Source organism: Haemophilus parainfluenzae, assembly GCF_003252725.1.
Lineage (GTDB): Bacteria > Pseudomonadota > Gammaproteobacteria > Enterobacterales > Pasteurellaceae > Haemophilus_D > Haemophilus_D parainfluenzae_L.
Genome location: NZ_QEPO01000001.1, coordinates 471,529 through 495,175 on the forward strand (window position 1 = coordinate 471,529; position 23,647 = coordinate 495,175).

Annotated in this window: 18 protein-coding genes; 12 read left to right on the plus strand and 6 right to left on the minus strand. The window is 38.5% G+C overall.

The window, feature by feature from the left end; translation table 11 throughout:
* The gene (locus DPV85_RS02395) at positions 1-2,532 is read left to right on the plus strand and encodes a tetratricopeptide repeat protein (protein ID WP_111326836.1); all 2,532 of its coding nucleotides are present in this window, start codon (positions 1-3) and stop codon (positions 2,530-2,532) included.
* A 210-nt stretch (positions 2,533-2,742) separates the two neighbouring features.
* Positions 2,743-4,101 carry an anaerobic C4-dicarboxylate transporter DcuC gene (dcuC, locus tag DPV85_RS02400; protein WP_111326838.1) on the plus strand — a complete coding sequence of 453 codons (1,359 nt, stop codon included), beginning with the start codon at positions 2,743-2,745 and terminating at the stop codon, positions 4,099-4,101.
* A gap of 53 nt (positions 4,102-4,154) precedes the next feature.
* Here the strand turns inward: dcuC and folK are convergent, their stop codons facing one another.
* From folK to dksA, 3 genes are all read right to left on the minus strand, one after another.
* Entirely contained in the window at positions 4,155-4,658 is a 504-nt protein-coding gene (folK, locus tag DPV85_RS02405; RefSeq protein WP_014065105.1) for a 2-amino-4-hydroxy-6-hydroxymethyldihydropteridine diphosphokinase, read from the minus strand.
* A complete protein-coding gene (pcnB, locus tag DPV85_RS02410) occupies positions 4,658-6,016 on the minus strand; it encodes a polynucleotide adenylyltransferase PcnB (RefSeq protein ID WP_207798031.1) in 1,359 nt (452 codons plus the stop codon). Before pcnB ends, folK begins: the two co-directional genes overlap by 1 nt.
* A gap of 235 nt (positions 6,017-6,251) precedes the next feature.
* Positions 6,252-6,689, minus strand: a complete 438-nt coding sequence (dksA, locus tag DPV85_RS02415) for an RNA polymerase-binding protein DksA (RefSeq protein WP_049370154.1) — start codon at positions 6,687-6,689, stop codon at positions 6,252-6,254.
* A gap of 263 nt (positions 6,690-6,952) precedes the next feature.
* Here dksA and DPV85_RS02420 point away from each other — a divergent pair, with 263 nt between their 5' ends.
* The 7 genes from DPV85_RS02420 to DPV85_RS02450 all read left to right on the plus strand — a co-directional run bounded on the left by DPV85_RS02420 (position 6,953) and on the right by DPV85_RS02450 (position 15,780).
* Positions 6,953-9,355: a DNA internalization-related competence protein ComEC/Rec2 gene (locus DPV85_RS02420; RefSeq protein ID WP_111326842.1), complete on the plus strand. Its 2,403-nt coding sequence runs from the start codon at positions 6,953-6,955 to the stop codon at positions 9,353-9,355.
* Positions 9,356-9,407: 52 nt separating this feature from the next.
* Positions 9,408-11,156 (plus strand): lipid A ABC transporter ATP-binding protein/permease MsbA, encoded by a 1,749-nt coding sequence (gene msbA, locus DPV85_RS02425; RefSeq protein ID WP_111326844.1) that lies wholly within the window; start codon positions 9,408-9,410, stop codon positions 11,154-11,156.
* Positions 11,157-11,209: 53 nt separating this feature from the next.
* The gene (lpxK, locus tag DPV85_RS02430; RefSeq protein ID WP_111326846.1) at positions 11,210-12,190 is read left to right on the plus strand and encodes a tetraacyldisaccharide 4'-kinase; all 981 of its coding nucleotides are present in this window, start codon (positions 11,210-11,212) and stop codon (positions 12,188-12,190) included.
* 17 nt (positions 12,191-12,207) lie between these two features.
* On the plus strand, positions 12,208-12,387 hold the full coding sequence (locus DPV85_RS02435) for a Trm112 family protein (RefSeq protein ID WP_111326848.1): 180 nt from the start codon (positions 12,208-12,210) through the stop codon (positions 12,385-12,387).
* Between the two features lie 9 nt (positions 12,388-12,396).
* Positions 12,397-13,155, plus strand: a complete 759-nt coding sequence (kdsB, locus tag DPV85_RS02440; RefSeq protein WP_049365377.1) for a 3-deoxy-manno-octulosonate cytidylyltransferase — start codon at positions 12,397-12,399, stop codon at positions 13,153-13,155.
* Positions 13,156-13,164: 9 nt separating this feature from the next.
* Positions 13,165-14,991: an excinuclease ABC subunit UvrC gene (gene uvrC / locus DPV85_RS02445; RefSeq protein ID WP_111326849.1), complete on the plus strand. Its 1,827-nt coding sequence runs from the start codon at positions 13,165-13,167 to the stop codon at positions 14,989-14,991.
* A 69-nt stretch (positions 14,992-15,060) separates the two neighbouring features.
* Positions 15,061-15,780: a TerC family protein gene (locus tag DPV85_RS02450; RefSeq protein WP_049365379.1), complete on the plus strand. Its 720-nt coding sequence runs from the start codon at positions 15,061-15,063 to the stop codon at positions 15,778-15,780.
* Between the two features lie 38 nt (positions 15,781-15,818).
* On the opposite strand, the gene DPV85_RS02455 is transcribed toward DPV85_RS02450, so the two are convergent.
* The 3 genes from DPV85_RS02455 to DPV85_RS02465 form a co-directional block, all read right to left on the minus strand.
* Positions 15,819-16,871 carry an ABC transporter ATP-binding protein gene (locus DPV85_RS02455; RefSeq protein WP_111326851.1) on the minus strand — a complete coding sequence of 351 codons (1,053 nt, stop codon included), beginning with the start codon at positions 16,869-16,871 and terminating at the stop codon, positions 15,819-15,821.
* Positions 16,872-16,884: 13 nt separating this feature from the next.
* Positions 16,885-18,405 carry an ABC transporter permease gene (locus tag DPV85_RS02460; RefSeq protein ID WP_111326853.1) on the minus strand — a complete coding sequence of 507 codons (1,521 nt, stop codon included), beginning with the start codon at positions 18,403-18,405 and terminating at the stop codon, positions 16,885-16,887.
* A 92-nt stretch (positions 18,406-18,497) separates the two neighbouring features.
* Complete coding sequence (locus DPV85_RS02465) at positions 18,498-19,496, minus strand: iron ABC transporter substrate-binding protein (RefSeq protein WP_111326855.1); 999 nt, start codon at positions 19,494-19,496, stop codon at positions 18,498-18,500.
* Between the two features lie 206 nt (positions 19,497-19,702).
* Between DPV85_RS02465 and gshAB the strand changes: the two genes are divergently transcribed.
* From gshAB to ybeY, 3 genes are all read left to right on the plus strand, one after another.
* Positions 19,703-21,976: a bifunctional glutamate--cysteine ligase GshA/glutathione synthetase GshB gene (gshAB, locus tag DPV85_RS02470; RefSeq protein WP_111326857.1), complete on the plus strand. Its 2,274-nt coding sequence runs from the start codon at positions 19,703-19,705 to the stop codon at positions 21,974-21,976.
* Positions 21,977-22,074: 98 nt separating this feature from the next.
* Positions 22,075-23,163 (plus strand): PhoH family protein, encoded by a 1,089-nt coding sequence (locus DPV85_RS02475; protein ID WP_111315517.1) that lies wholly within the window; start codon positions 22,075-22,077, stop codon positions 23,161-23,163.
* A 1-nt stretch (position 23,164) separates the two neighbouring features.
* Positions 23,165-23,629 (plus strand): rRNA maturation RNase YbeY, encoded by a 465-nt coding sequence (gene ybeY, locus DPV85_RS02480; protein ID WP_111326859.1) that lies wholly within the window; start codon positions 23,165-23,167, stop codon positions 23,627-23,629.
* The last annotated feature ends 18 nt before the right edge of the window (positions 23,630-23,647 follow it).

Genomic DNA, 23,647 nt, shown 5'->3' on the forward strand with positions numbered 1-23,647 from the left:
ATGAACAAAATAAATAATGATTTATTAAATAATGAAAATATTAAAAGTAAAATTATAGAATTAAAAAATATATCAAGGATTAATTCAGATGAAAATAAATTCTTAGAGTCTAGATTACAATTGGGCGTTTTGTCAGAAAAATTAGGTTTATATAGTGATGCAGAAAGGTACTATAGAGAAATCAACAAAAATGACATTGGTGAATATTTTGTAAAATCAAGAAATGATTTAGGCAGATTATTAGAAAAACTAGAGAAATATGAAGAGGCTGAAATGGTTTATCGTGAAGTTATTAGAAACGATTCTCCAAAAGATTTTGCTATGCTCTGCATTAATTTAGGACTTCTATTAAGCAAGTTAAACAAAAATATAGAGGCAGAAAAAGTTTATAAAGAAGTAAAAAGAGAGGACGATAAATTACAATATGCCAAATCTAGAATTAATTTAGGGGTGCTGTTAAAAAAACAAAAAAGATATGAGGAGTCTGAGCAGGTTTATAAGCAAGTAAGAAGAAAAGATGATAAGAGTTTATTTGCCATTGCTCAAATGAAATTAGGTATTTTATATGATGAATGGGGAAAATCTGAGGAGGCAGAAAAGGCTTATTTAAAAGTAAAAAAAGAGGATAATAAAGAATGTTTTGCTATGGCAATGTTTTTATTAAGTGAATTATTAAATAGAAAAGAAAGATACAAAGAAGAAGAACTAATTCATAGAATAATTCAAAAAGAGGATAGTGGAGAATATTTTGCAAAATCAAGGAATAATTTAGGAAGATTATTAGAGAAATTCGGGAAATATGAAGAGGCTGAAAAAGTTTATCGAGAAGTTGTTAGAGAGGACTCTCCAAAAGATTTTGCTATTCTAAGTATTAATTTAGGAGTGCTATTAAGTAAGTTAAATAGAAATATAGAGGCAGAGAAAGTCTATCAAGAGGTTAGAAGAGAAGATGATAAAATACAATATGCCAAATCTAGAATTAATTTAGGTGTATTATTAAAAAAAAGAAGAAAATATGAGGAAGCTGAGCTGGTTTATAAAGAAGTTGAGCGTAACGATGATAAGAGTTTATTTGCAATTGCTCAAATGAATTTGGGAATTCTATATAGTGATTGGGGAAAATATAAAGAGGCAAAAAAAGCTTATCTAAATGTCAAAAAAGAAGATGACAAAGAACACTTTGCTAGAGCAAGAAATAATTTAGGATATTTGTTAAACAAGCGTGGAAAATATAAAGCTGCAGAGAAGAGTTATTCAGAGGTTGGTAGAGACGATTCTCCAAAAGAATTTGCAAGAGCAAGTGTTAATTTAGGTCTTTTACTAGATAAACAAAAAAGATCTGACGAGGCAATAAAGGTCTTGTTGGATATAAAGATAGAAGATAGTGAATATTTTTTCTGTAGAGCAAGATTTATAATTGGAAGTATATTGGTTTGCAAAGGTAAATATTCTGATGCAATGACTTATTTTAAATATTCTAAAAAAGTTCATAGTTATGAAAGTGAGTGTTTTATAAGAATTTTAGAATCTTCAAATGAATTTATTGAAATATTAAAAGATTTAAAAGAAATAGTTGTTTCTATTTTAAATAGCTTAAAATTAGATAATAAGAATGAGGATTGTATTTGCCATTATACAAGACCTAGTACAGCGTTCTCATTATTAGGATTTTCAGGTGATGATAAACAGCCATCGAACTTACGTTTAAGTACTATAAAAAATGTAAATGATCCAAAAGAGGGTAAAATTTTATTTGATTATCTAGGATTTCCTAATCGAGAAATTGGCCTTGCTTCATTTATTAGCTGTTTTACATTTAATCATGATAGCTTAAATCAGTTTAGATTATATGGAAAAGAAAATAACCAAGAAGCTTCAGGAGTAAGTATTGTTTTAAGAAAAGATTTCTTTGATGAATATTCAGAATTTTATAACTTTATTGACTATGAAGGAAAAGAGTTGCCAATTTCTTTACCTTATTTAGAAGAAAATACAAATGCTAATAATAATGAAATAAAAAAACTACCAGTTTATAGGTGTATATATATAGATCAGGAATCCGACTATATTAAATTAGCTAAGAGAAATGAGATTGATTTCTATAGAAGGGGAATGTCTTCTAAGGATTTTAATGATTATTTAAGAACTATTAATGAGAAAACTATAGAAACAAAAAATAACCTTAATAAGATTAAGTCTATATTAAGAAATATAATTAAAAATAATATTAATGATGATGTGTTTGATGTGATTAATTATATTTTATTACCCTTAAGGTTTTTAGTTAAACATGCCGCATTTGAGGATGAGCAGGAATGTAGAATATTTTTTATAACAAATTTATTTGATAAGCGAATTGTTTCAAATGTAAATGAGAAATCAATGTATTTAAAATATGAAGAGGCAATTGGAGAGTATATAGATAAAATATATTTATCAATTGGAGCATCTCAGTATGAAGATTTCTTTATTAGAGCTTTAAGAGATAGTTCTAAAGTTTGTCATTCCAAAAATCCATTTAGAAATAAATAATTTCTTATACGGTTCTATTGTTCTAATAATAAACTAAAAGTGTGGTTGGTTTCGCAAGATTTTTTGCTTTAAAGATGCTCTAAAACCAACCGCACTTTCTCCCCAAAACTCTTTTTGTGATCTACCTCAAATTTTCGTATTGAACTGATTTACAAGTGCCAATTCAATCGCTATCTTGCTGATATTATTATTTTAATAAAGAGGTAAATTATGGATCTGATAATAGGTTTGATTGCCATTGTCTTGGTGGCATATTACATCGTGAAAGGCTATTCAGCGACAGGCGTATTGATGTTCGGTGGCTTGGTCTTGTTATTCATTTCAGTGCTGATGGGGCATTCGATTTTACCGGATGGTGTGAAAAGTACCGGTTCTACTTATTTTGATATTTTAGAATATGTGAAATATCTACTCGGTAATCGTGGCGGCGGCTTAGGCTTGATGATTATGGTGTTATGTGGTTTCTCTGTGTATATGACCCATCTTGGCGCGAATGATGTGGTGGTGAAATTGGTGTCAAAACCACTGAAAAACATTCGTTCACCTTATATTTTAATGGTGTTTGCTTACTTCCTTGCATGTTTGATGTCTTTTGCTGTGTCATCTGCAACAGGTTTAGGCGTGTTATTAATGGCGACATTATTCCCTGTGATGGTAAACGTGGGGATTTCACGTGGGGCAGCGGCTGCAATTTGCGCATCGCCAATTTCCATTATCCTTTCCCCAACATCAGGCGACGTGGTGCTTTCGGCTGAAATTTCAAAAATTCCTTTAGGTGAGTTTGCCTTTGGTACCGCATTGCCGGTTTCGATTTTTGCGATTTTAGGGATTGCTGTAGCACACTTCTTCTGGCAGCGTTATTTAGATAAAAAAGAAGGTGTGCAAGTAGAACGCATTAATGCAGATGAAATTAAAACCACAGCACCAAACTACTACGCGATTTTGCCATTATTACCCATTATTGGCGTATTGATTTTTGATGGTAAATGGGGCTTACCAAATTTACACATCGTTACCGTGATGGTGCTTTGCTTTATCATTACTGCTGCGGTAGATTTCTTACGTAGCTTTAACGCAAAACAAACCTTCGATAATCTCATTGTGGCATATCGCGGTATGGCAGATGCCTTTGCGGGTGTGGTGATGCTTTTAGTGGCGGCAGGTGTATTTGCACAAAGTTTAAGTACAATCGGCTTTATCACTAATTTAATCGACTCAGCACAAACCTTCGGCGGTTCAGCCTTCTTTATGATGTTAGTGCTTGCGGTGATTACCATTTTAGCCACCATGGCGACCGGTTCAGGTAACGCGGCGTTCTACGCTTTTGCAGAATTAATTCCTAAATTAGCCACACAAATGGGCGTCAACCCAGCATTCTTAACCATTCCAATGTTACAAGCCTCTAACTTAGGTCGTGGTTTATCACCGGTTTCTGGCGTGGTTGTAGCAGTATCCGGTATGGGAAACATCTCACCATTTGAAATCGTAAAACGTATGTCTGTCCCAATGTTGGTTGGTTTTATTTGTGTGATTATCGGCACAGAAATCTTTGTTTCCGTTGCTGCCTAATTTGATAGGCAAAAAAGAAGGGCTGATAGTGAATATCAGCCCTTTGTTTTAAGTTAAGTGCGGTCAATTTTCTCGCTGTTTTTGATTTTATGCATTTGATGATTTTCAAAGGCTTTCACCAAATCTGCGACTTTTTCGCCTTCCGGTAAAACCAAATCTTGTGCGATATCATTAAGCGGCACAATCACGAATTCGCGATTTTTCATATCGTAATGAGGCACGGTTAAGCGTTCATTTTGAATGATTTGATCGCCATAAAGCAGAATATCCAAATCCAGTGTACGCTCCCCCCAACGACGTAAACGCACGCGACCTTGTTCATTTTCAATGCGTTGTAATTCATCGAGTAAGGCTAAAGGTGGGCGAGTGGTTTCGATCATAGCCACCGCATTTACATAGTCAGGTTGATCTTGCGGACCTAATGGTTTGCTTTGATAAAATCCGCTCACCGATTTTAATTCGGTATTAGGTAGCGCAGAAATTGCCTCTAATGCGGAATTTAATTGTTCTGTCGGCGTATTTAAATTGCTGCCAAGGGCGATATACACTTGAACCATTAGTTAGCCGCCTTAGGTTTACGTCTTCGATAATATTTTTTCTTCGGTGCAGGATGCAATTTTTGTTGTTCTTGAACCAACTGGCGACGTTGTTCTTGATTGCTCAGTTGGTACTCATGCCACCATTTTGCCAATTCAACGGTTTCACCACCTTCCACTTCGGCACGCATCGCCAATAAATCAAAGGCCGCACGGAATTTTTGATGTTCCATCGTGCGAGCAGGGTGAGAACCCGTGCGTTTAAGCAATTGTAATTGCAACATCCAAATATCACGAATAACGGATGTATGACGACGAGGTGCGGCTAATGATCGGCATAATTGATCAAGCACTTCATTTGCCGCAAGGGCATAGGCATCGTGATTGTTTAAGCCACCTTCATTTTTCAGCACATCCACTTTTTCGCGTAATGGATACCAGAAGAATGCCGCAAATAAAAAGGCTGGATTGATACGTAATTTGTCGGCAATACGTTCATCAGTTGAATTTAACGAAGTTAAAATCATGCGTTCTGCAAGGCTGTCTTCTTTTTCGGTAAAATAAGGTGTTAAGCTTGGGAAAAGCTGTTCAAATAAGCCATATTGGCGAAGTAATTTATAAGTTTTTACGCCATTGCCAGACTGCAATAATTTTAGGCTTTCATCGAATAAACGCGCCGGTGGAATATTTTTCAGCAATGGTGCAAGCTCACGAATGGGTTGTTCACTTGGTTTTTCCAAGAACATATCCAATTTCGCCATAAAGCGCACAGAGCGTAACATACGCACGGGATCTTCTTGATAGCGGGTCACCGGATCACCAATCAGACGTAATTTTCCGTTTTTCAGATCATCAATCCCATTGAAGTAATCACGCAATGTATTATCTTGCGGATTGTAGTAAAGGGCATTTACGGTGAAGTCACGGCGCTCCGCATCTTGTTCAATGGTGCCGTACACGTTATCACGTAATAACATCCCTTCATCGCTTTGTTTTGCTTGATTTTCGCTGCGCGCGTCCGAATGGCTAGCACGGAATGTGGCCACTTCGATTACATCACGACCAAACATAATATGCGCAAGGCGGAAACGACGACCGACTAAACGGCATTGACGTTGGAATACCGCTTGAATTTGGTCGGGACGTGCATTTGTTGCTACATCAAAATCTTTTGGATGTTTGCCCAACAATAAATCACGCAAACAACCACCAACGATATAAGCGTCATAACCTTGGCGTTGCAATTTTTCTACCACGGTAATGGCATTACGGCTAAACATACGTGGGTTAATACCAAAATGAGAGGCTTTAACGATATGTTTGTCGTGACGATGCGCTTGGGTGTTGGTTTTTTTGTGGTGAGAAGAGGACTGGGCGATCTTGGGTTGTGAACGCTCTGTTTTTGAAACGTTTGGTTTTTCAGTTTTTGGCGCCGTTTTTTGGACGGGGGAATTTATATTGGTTTCAGTTTCTTTTTTAGTTTTTTTACCAAATAAATTTTTTATATAAGTAAGAATAATTTACTCCATTCTCTATGTTAAATGCGCATTTGATAAAAACACGAAAAGTGCGGTTGTTTTTGACCGCACTTTTTCGTTGGGTTATTTGAATCAATTAACCTGCGACTTGTTTTTCACGAATTTCAGCAAGGGTTTTGCAATCGATACAAAGATCAGCAGTAGGACGTGCTTCTAAGCGACGAATGCCAATTTCTTCCCCACAAGAATCACAGTAACCGAAATCATCGGTGTCCAATTTTTTCAATGTGTATTCAATCTTTTTCATTAATTTACGCTCGCGATCGCGGTTACGTAATTCAAGACTGAATTCTTCTTCTTGGGTCGCACGGTCTGCTGGATCTGGGAAGTTTGAAGCTTCATCTTGCATATGAGCAACAGTTCTTGATGCTTCTTCCACAATTTGCTCATGCCATGCAGTTAAAATTTTTCTGAAATGAAGAATTTGATCTTCATTCATGTATTCTTCACCTTTCTTTGGTTGATAAGGTGTAACACCGGCTAAATCCAGCAAACTTAGAGATGCCTTAGACATTGATAACTCCTAATAATAGTACAGAATTTAATGACGTCCTGTCTTGTTTTTTGTGATTAGTTCTTATTGCTAAAAATAGCTGACATAAGAACCTAGTTATTTTAAGGGCGATATAAATAGCAGAACTTCATCTATTTAGCAAATAAATTTAACCTGGAAATTTAAATTTTGCGATCGAGATCGCAAAAAATGGCGTAATTATTTGTTTATTTATGAGGTTAAGGCTAGGTTGCCTTATTTTCTCGCTATAAATCACACTCCAAATGAAACTCACGTTATTTCAACTGTGCATCATGCTCATCATTTCAGCCTTTTCTTTGCTTATCGTGCCTGATTTTTTACTGTTTACCTGGCAACGAGCAGGGCTGAGCATTTTATTGTTGGTTATGACCGCATTTTGTTTCCATTGGTTCAATTATTTTAAAGCCAGAAATTTTTTTATGAGCGGTATCTTGTTTTTGATTACTTTAGCTTATGCACATTCACCCGCTTTATCGTTATTGGGACAAGCAGAGAGAATTTCAAGTTTACCGAATAAAATCACGTTAGAACTCCACATCTCAGAAATTTTTCATCAGCAAGATTATCAAACGTTGGTTGCTACGGCCTCTTTATTTGATGGGAAAGAACAACAAATTTTTATTAATTGGAGAGCACCAGAAAAACCACAAGTAGGTGAAATTTGGCGGGCGGATGTAAAGCTTCGTCCTATTTCGGCGAGATTAAACCATGGGGGATTTGATCGACAGCAATGGTATTTTTCCAAAAGAATTATTGCCGTAGGGAATGTGAAAAGTGCGGTCAAAATGAGTGAAGATTTTTCTTATCGCACAGATTTTCTACAGAATAGTCTCAAACAGACGGAAGGGCTTTCTTTACAAGGTTTACTTATCGCATTGGCATTCGGTGAGCGAGCTTGGTTGGATAATAAAACGTGGCTGATTTATCAGCAAACGAATACAGCACATTTGATTGCTATTTCAGGACTCCATATCGGTTTAGCAATGGGGATAGGATTTTTCTTTGCTCGATTTTTGCAATTTGCACTGCCTACACGCGTTATTTCGCCCTGGTTTCCGCTTTGCTTTGGTGTGTTGATTGCTTTAGGTTATGCCTATTTAGCCGGATTTAGTTTACCGACCTTTCGTGCAATGATGGCATTGCTTTTTATTGCAATCCTTCAATGTTCTCGACGATATTACACGCCTTCGCAAATGCTGTGTTTGGTGGTGGCATTTTTGCTTTTTTGTGATCCGCTTATGCCACTTTCGGTTAGCTTTTGGCTTTCAGTTGGTGCTGTTACCTGTTTGATTGTATGGTACCGATATGTTCCCTTATCAATCATTGAATGGCAACATCAAAAATTATCCCGCAAAGTGCGGTGGATTTTAGGATTGTTTCATTTGCAGATTGGTTTGTTGATTTTATTCACACCTATTCAGCTTTTCTTTTTTAATGGCTTGGCATTAAATGGGTTCTTAGCAAATTTAATTGCAGTGCCCTTGTATAGCTTCTTACTTGTACCCTTGATTCTCTTTGCGGTGTTAACGAATGGTGCATTTTCTTCTTGGTATTTTTCAAATGCGATTGCTCAAGGTATTACACAATGTCTCCGTGTTTTCCAAGGCTCATATGTGCCGATTTCAATTAATTTATCTCTTATTCTGACCGCACTTTTAAGCCTTATTTTTGGCGGAATGTTAAGTAGATTGTATTTTGCATCTCAAGCTCAAACAAAAAATACACCGTTAAAATCGAGTCGCTTTTTCACGTTAAATCATACAAAAATCTTATCGGCAAAAGAGTATAAACAAGCGCTATTGGGCATAATTCTTATTTTTAGTATTTGTATGAGTACGCTAGGATATCGATATTTCACGAAACCCAAATGGCAGCTAGATACCTTAGATGTGGGACAAGGTTTAGCAACCTTAATTGTGAAAGAGGGGAAAGGCGTGTTGTATGACACAGGGCCTGCTTGGCAGAATGGAATAGGGGCATCTTCCATGGCAGAATTGGAAATATTACCTTATCTTCAACGGGAAGGCATTGAGCTTGAAACTTTGATTTTAAGCCATGATGATAACGATCATTCAGGTGGTGCTAAAGCGATTTTAGCCGCATACCGAGACATTGAACTGATTACACCTTCTCGTAAAAACTACGGCGAAACGCACCGCACTTTTTGTCTTCAGGGGAAACAATGGCTGTGGCGAGGACTTGATTTTAAAGTTCTTTCACCAACGCAAATAACAGATAGAGCGGAGAATCCGCAATCTTGCGTAATTTTACTAACAGATGGACAGTACAAGATCCTTTTAACCGGTGATGCGGATGTGGCGACAGAAAGAGCATTTGCTGAAAACATAGGCAAAATTAATGTGTTACAAGTGGGGCATCATGGTAGTAAAACTTCAACAGGCGAGTTTTTATTGGCTCTGACGAAACCTGATCTTGCCTTAATTTCAAGTGGACGATGGAATGCGTGGAATTTTCCTCATCCAACCGTGATTGAACGGTTAAATCGTTATCAAAGTGCGGTCGAAAATACCGCTATTTCAGGTCATATAAGGTTAAATTTTACTGAAAAGGGCATTGAAATTGAAAAGGCGAGAGGAGATTTTTCACCTTGGTTTGCCCGTGTAATTGGATTATCCCCGAAATAACAGGTACAATGCAGCCAATTTTTATTAAGACAATGTGATGTAAGAACAAACTATGCAAGATAAAGATTTCTCAACCACACAAACTTTTAAGCGTTTATGGCCGATGATTTCACCGTTTAAATCAGGCTTATTAGTCGCCGCTTTTGCTTTAATTTTTAATGCTTTAGCAGATTCAGGTTTGATTTATATGCTTAAGCCTTTGCTTGATGATGGTTTCGGAAAAGCCGATCATTCTTTCTTGAAAATGATGGCATTTGTTGTGGTTGGCATGATTATATTGCGTGGGGTGACCAACTTTGTCTCTACTTATTGCCTAGCGTGGGTATCCGGTAAAGTAGTGATGATTATGCGCCGCCGTTTGTTTAAACATTTAATGTTTATGCCAGTGAGCTTTTTTGATCGTAATTCAACAGGAAAATTACTTTCTCGTATTACTTACGACTCAGAAATGATTGCTAACTCTTCATCTAGTTCATTAGTGACGATTGTTCGCGAAGGAGCCTATTTAATTTCGTTGCTTGTTGTGATGTTCTATACCAGTTGGGAATTAACACTTGTGCTTTTTGTGATTGGCCCGATTATTGCAGTACTGATTCGCATGGTATCTAAGATTTTCCGTAAGCTCAGTAAAAATATGCAAGATTCCATGGGGGAATTAACCTCTGCGACGGAACAAATGCTGAAAGGGCATAAGGTAGTGCTTTCTTTTGGTGGGCAATTAGTGGAGGAAGAGCGTTTCGATAAAGTCAGTAACGATATGCGTCGTAAAGGTATGAAGATGGTAACTGCTGATGCAATTTCAGATCCAGTTGTGCAAGTGATTGCTTCTTTGGCGTTGGCAGCAGTGCTTTATTTAGCAACGACACCATTAATTGCTGATGATAATTTAACTGCGGGTTCTTTCACGGTAGTTTTTTCTTCTATGTTAGCGATGATGCGTCCGTTAAAATCCTTGACGAATGTAAACTCACAATTCCAACGAGGCATGGCGGCTTGTCAGACATTGTTTGCGATCTTAGATTTAGAGACTGAAAAAGATAATGGTACGTATAAAGCCGAACCCGCAAAAGGTGATTTAGAATTTAAAAATGTGAGTTTTGCCTATGAGGGTAAAGAAGAGAAAGCCTTAAATAATATCTCTTTCTATGTGCCTGCAGGCAAAACCGTGGCATTAGTGGGGCGTTCAGGTTCGGGTAAATCAACCATTGCCAATTTAGTGACGCGTTTCTACGATATTGATGAAGGTGAGATTTTATTAGATGGCGTGAGAATTCAAGATTATCGTTTATCTAATTTACGTGAGAATTGTTCTGTCGTTTCTCAACAAGTACATTTATTTAACGATACGATTGCCAATAATATTGCTTACGCGGCAGAAGATAAATACAGTCGTGAGCAAATTGTCGAAGCGGCAAAAGCAGCTTATGCCCTGGAGTTTATCGAGAAGCTTCCACAAGGTTTTGATACAGTAATTGGCGAAAATGGTGCGAGTCTTTCTGGAGGCCAACGTCAGCGTTTAGCCATTGCTCGTGCGTTATTACGTAATTCACCGGTTTTAATTTTAGATGAAGCGACGTCTGCTCTTGATACCGAATCTGAACGTGCGATTCAGTCTGCATTAGAAGAGCTGAAGAAAGATCGTACAGTATTGGTTATCGCGCATCGTTTATCAACCATTGAAAATGCCGATGAAATCTTAGTCATTGAACATGGTGAAATTAAAGAACGTGGTACACATCAAGATTTATTAGCGCTTGATGGTGCGTATAAACAATTACACAGTATGCAGTTTAGCGGATAAAATAATAAGGGCGAACCAATGTGTTCGCCCAAAATCAATATAGGATAAATGAAATGCCTTTTTGGTACTCTAATTCAAAGCTAGCTTGGTTACTCCTTCCTTTTTCACTGCTATTTTGGTTGATTAGCCAAATTCGCCGAGCATTATTTTCCCTGAATATCTTATCCTCTTATAAATCTCCGAAACCGGTCATTATTGTCGGCAATCTTTCTGTTGGTGGAAATGGTAAAACGCCTGTCGTTGTGTGGCTAGTTGAAGAGTTACAAAAACAAGGATTACGTGTAGGCGTGATTTCTCGTGGCTATGGTAGCCAATCTAAAACCTATCCTTTACTTGTCACACCGGAAACAGACCCCGTTCAAGGGGGCGATGAACCTGTTTTAATTGCCAAAAGAACAGGTGTACCCGTGGTGATTTCACCGAATCGTCAACAAGCGATTGAATTACTTTTGAACACACAGGATTGCGATCTGATTATTTCGGATGATGGATTACAACATTATAAGTTGCAACGTGACATTGAAATTGTGGTGATGGATGCAGAGCGAGCTTTAGGGAACGGCTTTGTTTTGCCTGCAGGACCTTTGCGTGAATTGCCAAGTCGTTTAAAAAATGTGGACTTTGTGATTACCAATGGAGGAAAAAATGCTTATTCAGATGCGGTTATGACGCTCGTTCCTCATTATGCGATTAATTTAGTGACAGCTGAAAAACGCTTGTTAAGTGAATTTTCCCAAGGTTCAGCTATCGCGGGAATTGGTAACCCACAACGTTTTTTTACAATGTTGGAAAATTTAAATATTCGTTTAGAAAATACGAAAGCTTTTCAAGATCATCAACATTTCGAGCCGCAATTATTAGAAAAACTCGCTGAAAACCAACCGCTCTTTATGACCGAAAAGGATGCCGTAAAATGCCAAGCTTTTGCTAAAGAGAATTGGTGGTATGTTCCAGTTGATGCGGAGATTGTTGAGGCTGAAAACCAAGGCCAAAAACTTCCACAATTGTGGGAAAAAATCCGTCATTTAGTTTAACTCTATTCGAGTGAAATATGTGTGAGAAACTTAATCCTCGATTATTAGAAGTGATTGCTTGCCCGCGATGTTTGGCAAGATTGAAATACGATCAAGAAAATCAACGGCTCATTTGCCCTTTTGAGCAAGTGGCGTATCCTATTGAAAATGGCGTGCCGGTTTTGTTGGCAGAAAAAGCCGAAAGATTGAAAGAATAAGGAATGATTATGTCATTTACAGTTATTATCCCTGCTCGTTTTGCATCGAGCCGCTTACCAGGTAAACCTTTAGCTGATATTGCCGGTAAACCCATGATTCAACATGTTTTTGAGAAAGCTCAACAATCAGGCGCGAGCCGAGTCATTATTGCCACAGATAACGAACAAGTTGAAAAGGCAGCAAAAGCTTTTGGAGCAGAAGTTTGTATGACATCAGAAGCACATAATTCTGGTACTGAGCGTTTAGCGGAAGTGGTCAGTAAGCTTAGTATTGCTGATGATGAAATTATTGTAAACATCCAAGGGGATGAGCCGCTAATTCCACCTGTTATTGTGAGTCAAGTGGCAGAGAATTTAGCGAAGTTTAACGTGAATATGGCGACACTTGCGGTAAAAATTCACGAAGCGGAAGAGTTATTTAACCCAAATGCTGTGAAAGTTGTTACGGATAAAGATGGCTACGTTTTATATTTTTCCCGTTCAGTGATTCCTTACGATCGTGATCAATTTATGCAATTAGCGGATACTTCAAAGGCGCAACTGGCTGATGCATATCTCCGTCATATTGGTATTTATGCTTATCGTGCAGGCTTTATTAAACAATATGTGCAATGGGCACCAACGCAGTTAGAAAACTTAGAGAAATTAGAGCAACTCCGTGTATTGTGGTACGGTGAGCGTATTCATGTGGAATTGGCGAAAGAAGTGCCTGCTGTTGGTGTTGATACGGCTGAAGATTTAGAAAAAGTGCGGTCAATTTTGGCATAGTTTTTACTGATGTTTGATTCCAAGAAGTTTCTCTCAGACGTTTCTCATGAACCTGGTGTTTATCGTATGTATGACGATAAAGATCAGGTTATTTATGTGGGCAAAGCGAAAGATCTCAAAAAGCGACTTTCCAGCTATTTCCGCAAAAACTTAAGCAGCAAAAAAACAGAAGCCTTGGTGTCGTCAATTCATCATATAGACACAACCATTACTTCTTCTGAAACTGAAGCGTTATTACTTGAGCATAACTTTATTAAACTTTATCAGCCTCGTTATAACGTATTATTGCGAGATGATAAATCCTATCCTTTTATTTTACTGACGAAAGAACATCATCCTCGTATTACTTCTTATCGCGGAACGAAAAAAATTGCAGGCGAATATTTCGGCCCTTATCCTCATGCGGGGGCAGTGCGTGAAACCTTGTCGTTAATGCAAAAATTATTCCCTGTTCGTCAATGTGAAAATTCGGTTTATAACAATCGTTCCCGCCCTTGTTTGCAATATCAAATCGGGCGTTGCTCAGCACCTTGTGTGCCAGGCTATGTGACTGATGAAGAATATAATCAGCAAGTCGAATTAGCACGACTATTTTTACAAGGAAAAGATCAGCAAGTATTAGATTATCTCATCGGCAAAATGGAGCAGGCGAGCCGTGATTTAGATTTTGAAGGTGCGGCACGTTATCGTGACCAAATTCAAGCGGTTCGTGCGGTTATCGAAAAACAATTTGTTTCCAATGAGCGTTTGGACGATATGGATATTATGTCCATTGCGTATCAGCACGGTTTAGCTTGTGTTCAAGTGATGTTTATTCGTCAAGGTAAAGTATTGGGCAATCGCAGTTATTTTCCGAAAGTACCTGCTAATACTGATTTGTCCGAATTAACGGCGACGTTTGTTGGGCAGTTTTATTTGCAAGGTCATCAGGGAAGAAGTATTCCTAATAGTATTATTGTGGATCATAAACTAGATGAAAAAGCTGAGCTTGAAGCCCTGTTAACTGAACAAGCAGGTAGAAAAGTAGTGATACAAGAATCCGCTAAAGGTGATAAAGGTAAATATCTACAACTAGCGCAAATTAATGCCAAAGCAGCTTTAGCAACTCAGCTCAAACAATCTTCTCGAATGCACGAACGTTATCAAGCCCTTTGCGAATTGCTCGATATGCCTGAAATTAAACGAATGGAATGTTTTGATATTAGCCATACGATGGGGAATCAAACCGTGGCATCTTGCGTGGTATTTAATCAAGAAGGTCCACTGAAATCAGATTATCGCCGTTTTAATATTGAAGGCATTACAGGTGGTGATGACTATGCAGCGATGGAGCAAGCCTTAAAGAAACGTTACGACCGCGATCTTGATGAAGATAAAATTCCCGATATTATTTTTATTGATGGTGGTAAAGGGCAGCTTAATCGTGCCTTAGAGGTTTTTCATCACCTCAACGTAAAATGGGATAAAAATCGACCGCACTTAATTGGTGTGGCAAAAGGTGTAGATCGTCGAGCGGGACAAGAAGTGTTGATTATCAGCAAACAAGATCGTGAGATTCATTTGCCGGATGATAGCCTTGCACTACATTTAATCCAACATATTCGAGATGAAAGCCATAATCATGCGATTAACGGTCATCGTCAAAAACGCCAAAAAGCCTTTACCCAAAGTGGATTGGAAACTATTGAAGGGGTAGGCGCTAAACGACGTCAAGCCTTGTTGAAATATTTAGGTGGATTGCAAGGTGTCAAAAATGCCACATTGGATGAAATCGCCTCTGTACCCGGTATTTCTAAAGCCTTAGCCGAAAAGATTTTCGAGACCTTAAAAAGTTAGGAAAAATCTTGATTTTCTACACGAACTGTCTATTATTTCAACCTTTCGGATTTTATATAGGAACATATTATGTTTGAATGGCTTGTTGATCCTGAAGCATGGATTTCATTGCTCACATTGACCGCACTTGAAATCGTCTTGGGTATCGATAACATTATTTTTATTAGTATTTTAGTGGGACGTTTACCTGCGAATCAACGTCAATCTGGTCGTATTATCGGCCTTGGATTAGCGATGATTACCCGTATTTTACTTCTTGTTTCCCTTTCTTGGATGATGAAATTAACGGAGCCACTATTCACTTTGGTTGGTCAGGAAATTTCGGGTCGCGATTTGATTTTATTCCTTGGGGGCTTATTCCTAATTGTGAAAAGTACAGGTGAAATTAAAGAGGCGATGCATCCTGAAGCACATCATGAAGAAGAGAATAACAAGAAGAAAGTCAGTTATTTGGGTGTATTAATCCAAATTGCGATTTTAGATATCGTATTTTCTTTAGACTCAGTAATTACCGCGGTAGGGATGGCAAACCACCTTCCAGTGATGATTTTGGCAATTATGATTGCAGTAGGTGTGATGATGTTTGCAGCGAAACCAATTGGTAATTTTGTTGATACCCATCCGACATTGAAGATTTTAGCCTTAGCATTCTTAATTTTAGTTGGAGTAAGTTTAATTGCTGAAAGTTTGGATATTCATATTCCAAAAGGCTACATTTACTTTGCAATGGGCTTCTCAACAGTAGTTGAAATGCTCAACATCAAAATGCGAAAATCACTTGGTCATTAAATCATATAAAAAGGCGGAACAATGTGTTCCGCCTTTTTTTAGTCATTATAGAATACCCCTTTCCCATACAAATACATGGTGACTTGTTCGTCAGTATGGTATTCGTTGATGAGATCTTCATTGATATTCAATTCATAACCGCAAACATCAATACAAATATTGATAGCTCGTCCTCTTGATTCAATTCGCTTAATCTCACCTTTAAAAGAAGCGGTCGGGTCTTGGATTTTTTTCGCAAGAGAGAATTGCTCAGGGCGGAATAACACTTTCCCTTGCGTATGGCCATTTCCTTTATTTTCGATGGCAATTTCACCTAATTGACAGGTCGCGATGCTATCGTTTTTTAATGTTGCAGGAAGAATAATGCTGTCCCCAATAAATTTAGCAATAGACAAATACTGAGGTGACCAATAGAGCGTTTTAGGTGTCGCAATTTGGAGAATTTTCCCTTCTTGAATCACTGCGATTTTGTCAGCATGACATAGTGCTTCATCGCGATCATGGGTTACAAATACGGCAGAGGAACCACTTTCTCTTAATACTTGTAACATATCGTAACGAATTTGATTTCTTAGATGTTCATCTAACGCACTAAATGGCTCATCAAACAGGATTAACTCAGGGCTTGGTGCAAGTGCTCGAGCAAGTGCAACACGTTGCTGTTGACCACCAGAAAGCTGATGAGGGAAACGGTCCGCTAAGCTGCTAATACCCGTGAGTTTCATCACTTCTTCGATGCGTTGTTTTTCCTCTTCCGTTTTCCCTTTGCCATCGCCTAAGCCATAAGCAATATTGCGGTAAACATTTAAATGAGGAAATAGCACGCCTTCTTGTACCACATAGCCTAATTTGCGTTGCTGGGTCGGCACATTGAGATTTTCTTTAAAAATAGGTTGATTCTTTAACCAAATCTCACCGCTTGTTGGTTGTTCAAAACCAGCAATACTACGCAATAAGGTGGTTTTTCCACAACCAGATGCGCCAAGAAGAAATAGAATTTCACCTTTCTCTAATTGCAGAGAGATATTGTGTAAAACCTGTTGCCCATTAAAGGATTTATTCAAATTTTTAATGTCGAGTAATGTTGTCATTTTTATCTTCTCGTTATTTAAAACCGTATCGTTTCAGTAAAAATACAGGAATCCCTGAAAATAGCACTAACATAATGGCATAAGGCGTTGCAGCCGCATATTGTGCATCAGAGGTGTATTCCCACACCGCAGTTGAAAGCGTTTTAATGTCATTAGGGGTCAGTAATAAGGTTGCGGTGAGCTCTTTCATTAAGTTTAAAAATACTAAAGCAAAGGCAGCCGCAATCCCCGGTAACATAGCTGGAATGACTAAGGTACGGAAAATATAAAAGTTGCTACGGCCTAAGCTTTGCCCTACCTTTTCAATGTTACTAGACATTTGTTCAAGCGAGCTACGCAAGGTCGTTTGCGCCATTGGAAGATAAAGCATAAAGTAGGCAACGATAACCATGGCAAAGGTTTGATAAAGGGAATAGGCATAGTTGATGGTAAAGAAGACCAATGATAATGCGATAACAAGCCCTGGCACAGCGTGAAGTAGATAAGGGATTCGATCAAGCCAAATCGTCAATTTACTGCGATAGCGTACCGCAGCCCATACCAATGGTAGTGCACAAATAACGGTAAGTGTTGCACCCAGTGTTGATATAGTCAGTGAATTTGTGAAGGCGGTAAAAAATTCCCCAAAATCGACCGCACCTTCAATGGAACTTCCCACGGTTAGCCAATAAATCAGCATAGTAATCGGCACACCAATACTGAGCACAAAAATGGTCGTGAAAAAGCTTACGACTAAAATTTGTTTTCCTGCTGAGAGGGTTTTCAATGGATACGGACGTATTACGCCTTTGCCGCTTTGATAGAGTGTTTGTGTGCCTCTAAAACGAATTTCCCCCATCACAACAAAGATACAGATCACCATTAACACACCAGAAAGTAAGGCGGCGGTGTTGTTATTAAAGGCCATTTCATATTCTTGGAAAATTGCCGTAGTGAAGGTTTGGTAATTTAAAATAGACACGGCGCCAAAGTCTACCAACATATGAAGCGCAATTAATAATACGCTGCTACCGATGGCGGGTTTGAGTTGTGGAAAAATCGCATGCCAAAATGTGTAAGCATGGCTTTTCGCCAATGAAAGGCTCACTTCTTCTAAAGAGCGGTCGAGTCTTTTTAAGGTCGCCGCGACAGGGAGATAAGCAAGCGGGAAAGAACTCAGCGTCATAATGCCGATGGTTCCCCAGAAGCCTTCCACTCTGAAGGTAAGACTGATCCACGTAAAACAACTGACAAAAGCCGGAATACAAAGAGGGAGCGTCATCGCAACTTGGAAAAAGCCTTTTCCCCAAAAGCGATAACGTTCTAATAAAAATGCACATAGTGTGCCGAGAATAATGGCGAAAAGCGTGACAAATATCATTAAAAGTAGGGTATTACTGAGCAATTCCCACATTCTTGGGCGCCAAAGTAATTCAATGCTACGAGCCAATCCGACATCTGCAGCACGCTCAATAACATATAAAAAAGGTAATAATAATGGCAAACTAATCAGCACGATTAAGGCTATAAGCCAGCGAGGTGGGCGATTAGACACAGAAAAATCCTTTAAAATATCAGTATAGAGTAAGTTGAGTAAATAACAGAAGGGCGTGTATTACACGCCCTATATTGCATAGCAAATTAAACTTATTTCAAACCAGCTTCTTCAATAAGTTTGTTTGCGTTGTCTTTGTCTTCAGAAGTGGTTGCTGAAACAACTGGCGCTTCTAATTTTGCATAAGGTTCCATGTTAAATGGAGAAACTACGTCGGTACGAAGTGGGTATTCTGCACGTACTGAAACAAATGCTTGTTGTCCTTCTTTGCTTGCTAAGAAATCAACGAATTTTTTCGCTTCTTCTTTATTTTTAGAACCTTTTAATACAGCTGCACCAGAGTAAGTCACTAATGCACCAGGATCTTGATGACGAATAAAATAAAGACGTGTTTTGAGGTTTTCAGCACCTTTTTCTTTTGCCAGAGTATACCAGTAATAGTTGTTAATTAACGCTGCTGGTATTTCACCATTTTCAACCGCTTGAAGGGCAACACTGTTTTTCGCATAAAGTTTGCCGTTTTCTTTTAAGCCTTTTAACCATTTAAGAGCGGCATCTTTACCTTTTAATTTGGTAATCGCAACAACTTGCTCTAAGAATGCGCCTGAAGTTGGAACGTAACCAATTTTATCTTTCCATTTTGGTGTTGCATAATCTAACACGGATTTTTCCATGTCTTTTTCAGATAATTTAGTGTGATCGTAAACCACAACACGAGAACGACCGCTTAATGCGACCCAGTCTTTTTTCGGTGCAACAGGAACGCCCTTGTGTGCAGTTTGTTTAATAGTATCTGCAGAAAGCGGTTCTAATAAGCCCGCATCAGACAGAGCAGCGAAAGGTGCCGTTTGTTCAGAAAAGAATACGTCAGCAGGGGTTTTATCGCCCTCTTCTTTTAATTGACCTGCAAGTTGATCGCTTTTCGCACTGTTTAAGGTCACTTTAATACCTGTTGCCTTTGTAAATGCATCAGCAACAGCTTGAGAACCTTCTTTGTGTTGACCGTTGTAAACGGTAATATCTGCAGAAGCGAATCCTGCAAACGCCATTAAGCCAGTTAGTGCGGCAATTTGGAAGTGCTTAATTTTCATGAAAACTCCTTTATGTTATCGGGCAAATCGCCCATTTTCTGAAAATAAAATTTGTCTCATTCTAATATATTCAAAAGAGATAATGCAAATAATTCTCAGATATTTTTCTCTTATATCAAAATTTCATATCCCATTCTATTTTTTTACTTCGTCCTATGTTGATTTTTCTCCATAATGTCTAGTAGAAATTTCTAATAAGGACGGATATGAATATTCAGCAAATCATTAAACAATATCACCTAGAGCTCTTATTTCAGCAAGGGTCATTTGGGATTGAAAAGGAAAGTCAACGGGTGCATGCGGATGGTTCAATAGTGACATCATTGCACCCCAAAGCCTTTGGTAATCGTCGTTTCCACCCTTACATTCAAACAGATTTTGCAGAAAGTCAGTTGGAATTGGTGACTCCTCCGATGAAGAAATTAGAGGATACATTACGGTGGCTTTCAGCTATTCATGAAGTGACTTTGCGTACATTACCAGAGGATGAATTTATTTTTCCTTTTAGTATGCCTGCAGGGTTACCGCCAGAAGAACACATTAAGGTTGCACAATTAGATAATCAGGAAGATGTGGCTTATCGAGAGCATTTAGTCCAGTCTTACGGTAAATATAAGCAAATGGTCAGTGGTATTCATTACAATTTTCAAATTGACCCTAAGTTTATTGATGCCTTATTTCATGCACAAAATGAAACACAAAGTGCGGTTGATTTTCAAAATAATTTTTACCTAAAAATAGCGAAGAACTTCTTACGCTATCAATGGATTTTACTTTACTTGTTTTCTGCAACACCGACGGTAGAGGAAAAATATTTCAGAGGCAATTCACCCCTTAAACCGCATCAGTATGTGCGGAGTTTACGTTCAGGGAAATATGGTTATGTGAATGATCCGAAGATCCACGTCTCTTATGACAGTTTGCAAGAGTATGTTGAGACGTTAGAACACTGGGTGAAATCAGGTGATTTGATTGCGGAAAAAGAGTTTTACTCGAGTGTACGTTTGCGTGGTGCTAAAAAAGCGCGAGATTTACTTGAAAAAGGAATTCAATATTTAGAATTTCGTTTGTTTGATCTCAATCCGTTTGCACCTTATGGAATGGAACTCGCTGATGCAAAATTCATTCACTATTTTATTTTGTTAATGGCATGGCTTAATGATACCGCTGATCAAGAAGGCGTAAAATTAGGTAAAGCACGTCTTGCTGAAGTCGCATGGGAAGACCCAAGAGAGCAAAGTGTTTATGCGGTAGAAGGCGAATTAGTCCTCCTTGAAATGCTCAAGATGCTTGAACAACTTAATGTGAGTGATGAGATTAAAACGATTGTTAAAGACAAATTAGGGCAATTTGCGGATCCAAACCAAACGCTTTGTGCGAAAGTAGTCGCGGCAATTGAACAGGTTGGCAGTTACCAACAGTTAGGGGCGGATATCGCGCAATCCAATAAAGCAAAAGCCTTTGAACGTTTTTATGCATTAAGTGCGTTTGATAATATGGAACTGTCCACACAGGCGTTATTGTTTGATGCAATTCAAAAAGGATTAAAGATTGAGATTTTAGATGAACGCGATCAATTTATCAGTCTTCAATTTGGCGATCATTTGGAATATGTCAAAAACGGTAATATGACTTCTCACGATAGCTATATTTCTCCACTCATTATGGAAAATAAAGTGGTGACGAAGAAAGTGTTAGCGAAAGCAGGATTTAATGTACCGCAAAGCATCGAGTTTACCGATGTGAAAAGTGCGGTCGAAAATTTCCCACTTTTTGAGAATCGAGCTGTCGTGATTAAGCCAAAATCAACGAATTTTGGTTTAGGGATCAGTATTTTCCAGCAAGGTGTAACGGATCGAGATGATTTTGCAAAAGCAGTAGAAATTGCTTTCCGTGAAGATAAAGAGATCATGGTTGAAGATTATCTACTTGGCACTGAATATCGTTTCTTTGTGCTGGGTGATCAAACGTTAGCCGTCTTATTACGTGTTCCAGCAAATGTCATTGGAGATGGCGTACATACCGTTGCTGAATTAGTTGCCGCTAAAAATGATCATCCTTTACGGGGCGATGGCAGTCGTACGCCATTGAAAAAAATAGCATTGGGGGATATTGAGCAGTTGCAGCTTAAGGAGCAAGGATTAACCGTGAATTCTATTCCTGCAAAAGAGCAACTTGTTCAATTACGTGCGAATTCTAATATTAGTACAGGCGGTGATTCTATTGATATGACGGATGAAATGCATGCCAGTTACAAAGAAATTGCGGTAGGGATTAGCAAGGCAATGGGGGCGGCAGTTTGTGGTGTAGATTTAATTATTCCTGATTTGAAACAGCCGGCAGAACCGAGTTTACATTCGTGGGGTGTGATTGAGGCAAACTTTAATCCTATGATGATGATGCATATTTTCCCATTTAGTGGACAATCTCGACGATTGACAATGAATGTGATTAAGATGCTTTTCCCAGAATTGCCTTAATTTGGTTATCGGGCTTCATCAGCTGGTGAAGCCCGTTTTACATTCATCGTAATTAGGCTAAAATGGAAACAGTATTCACAATTCTAAAATGAAATTTAATGACAACTTTTACCTTAGAACCTCAAGAAAATGATCGTCTACAATCCCTTTGCGGTGCATTCGATGAAAATATCAAACTGATTGAAAAAGAATTTAACCTCAATATTTCCCGCAATAATTTTACTTTCACGGTGAAATCTAACGATGAAAGTCCGAAACCACATCATGAGCAATTAATTGAGCGTGCGGCTAAATTAATCCAGGCATTATATGTAGAGACAGCACCAATTAAGGGGAAAGTGAAAGAACTTGATTTGGAAGATGTGCATATTGCCTTGCAAGAGAGCAGAATGTTATCGCAAGAAGGCAGTGAGTCACGCAGTGAAAATCACGTCTATAGCACCACAATTAAAACCAAGCGTGGTTTGATTAAACCGCGTGGTGAAAATCAAATTCAGTATTTACATAATATTCTTACGCACGATATTAGTTTTGGGATTGGACCCGCTGGCACAGGGAAAACTTTTTTAGCCGTAGCAGCGGCTGTCGAGGCATTAGAACGCCAAGAAATTCGTCGCATTTTGCTGACTCGTCCTGCGGTGGAAGCGGGCGAAAAATTAGGTTTCTTGCCCGGTGATTTAGGCCAAAAAATTGAACCTTATTTACGACCACTTTATGATGCGTTATTTGAAATGCTTGGCTTTGAACGTGTACAAAAATTAATGGAGCGTAATGTGATTGAAATCGCACCATTGGCTTATATGCGTGGTCGCACACTCAATGACAGTTTTATCATTCTAGATGAAAGCCAAAATACGACGGTCGAACAAATGAAAATGTTTTTGACTCGTATAGGTTTTAATTCCAAAGCCGTGATTACAGGGGATGTGACTCAAATCGATTTACCGCGAAGCACAAAATCGGGTTTACGCCACGCCATGGAAGTATTAAGCAAAGTGTCGGAATTGAGCTTTAACTACTTTGAGAGTAAAGATATTGTACGACATCCTGTGGTGGCAAAAGTGGTGCAAGCTTACGAAGAATGGGAAGCTCAAGATGAAATTCGCCGCCAAGAAATCGCAGCGCAGCGTCGAGCTGAGCGTGAGCAAAAAGTGCGGTCAGAAAATGAAACAAATTTAGGAGAATAACATGGGCAATATGATTATCGATTTGCAACTGGCCTGTGAAAATACAGAAGGCTTGCCATCAGAAACGCAAATTCTGCAATGGGCAACCGCTGCAGTGCAACCAGAAAGTGATAATGTGGAAATGACAGTACGTATTGTGGATGAAGCGGAAAGTCATGACTTGAATTTGACTTATCGTGGTAAAGATCGTCCAACCAATGTATTGTCTTTCCCTTTTGAATGTCCTGACGAAGTGGAATTACCGCTGTTGGGCGATTTGGTGATTTGTCGCCAGGTAGTAGAACGCGAAGCTATCGAGCAAGAAAAGCCTTTAATGGCACATTGGGCGCATATGATTGTGCATGGCAGCTTACATTTGTTGGGGTACGATCACATTGAAGATGATGAAGCCGAAGAAATGGAAAGTTTAGAAACTGAAATTATGCAGGGTTTGGGCTTTGCTGACCCTTATCTTTCCGAAAAATAATGACGATTTGGAGCAATT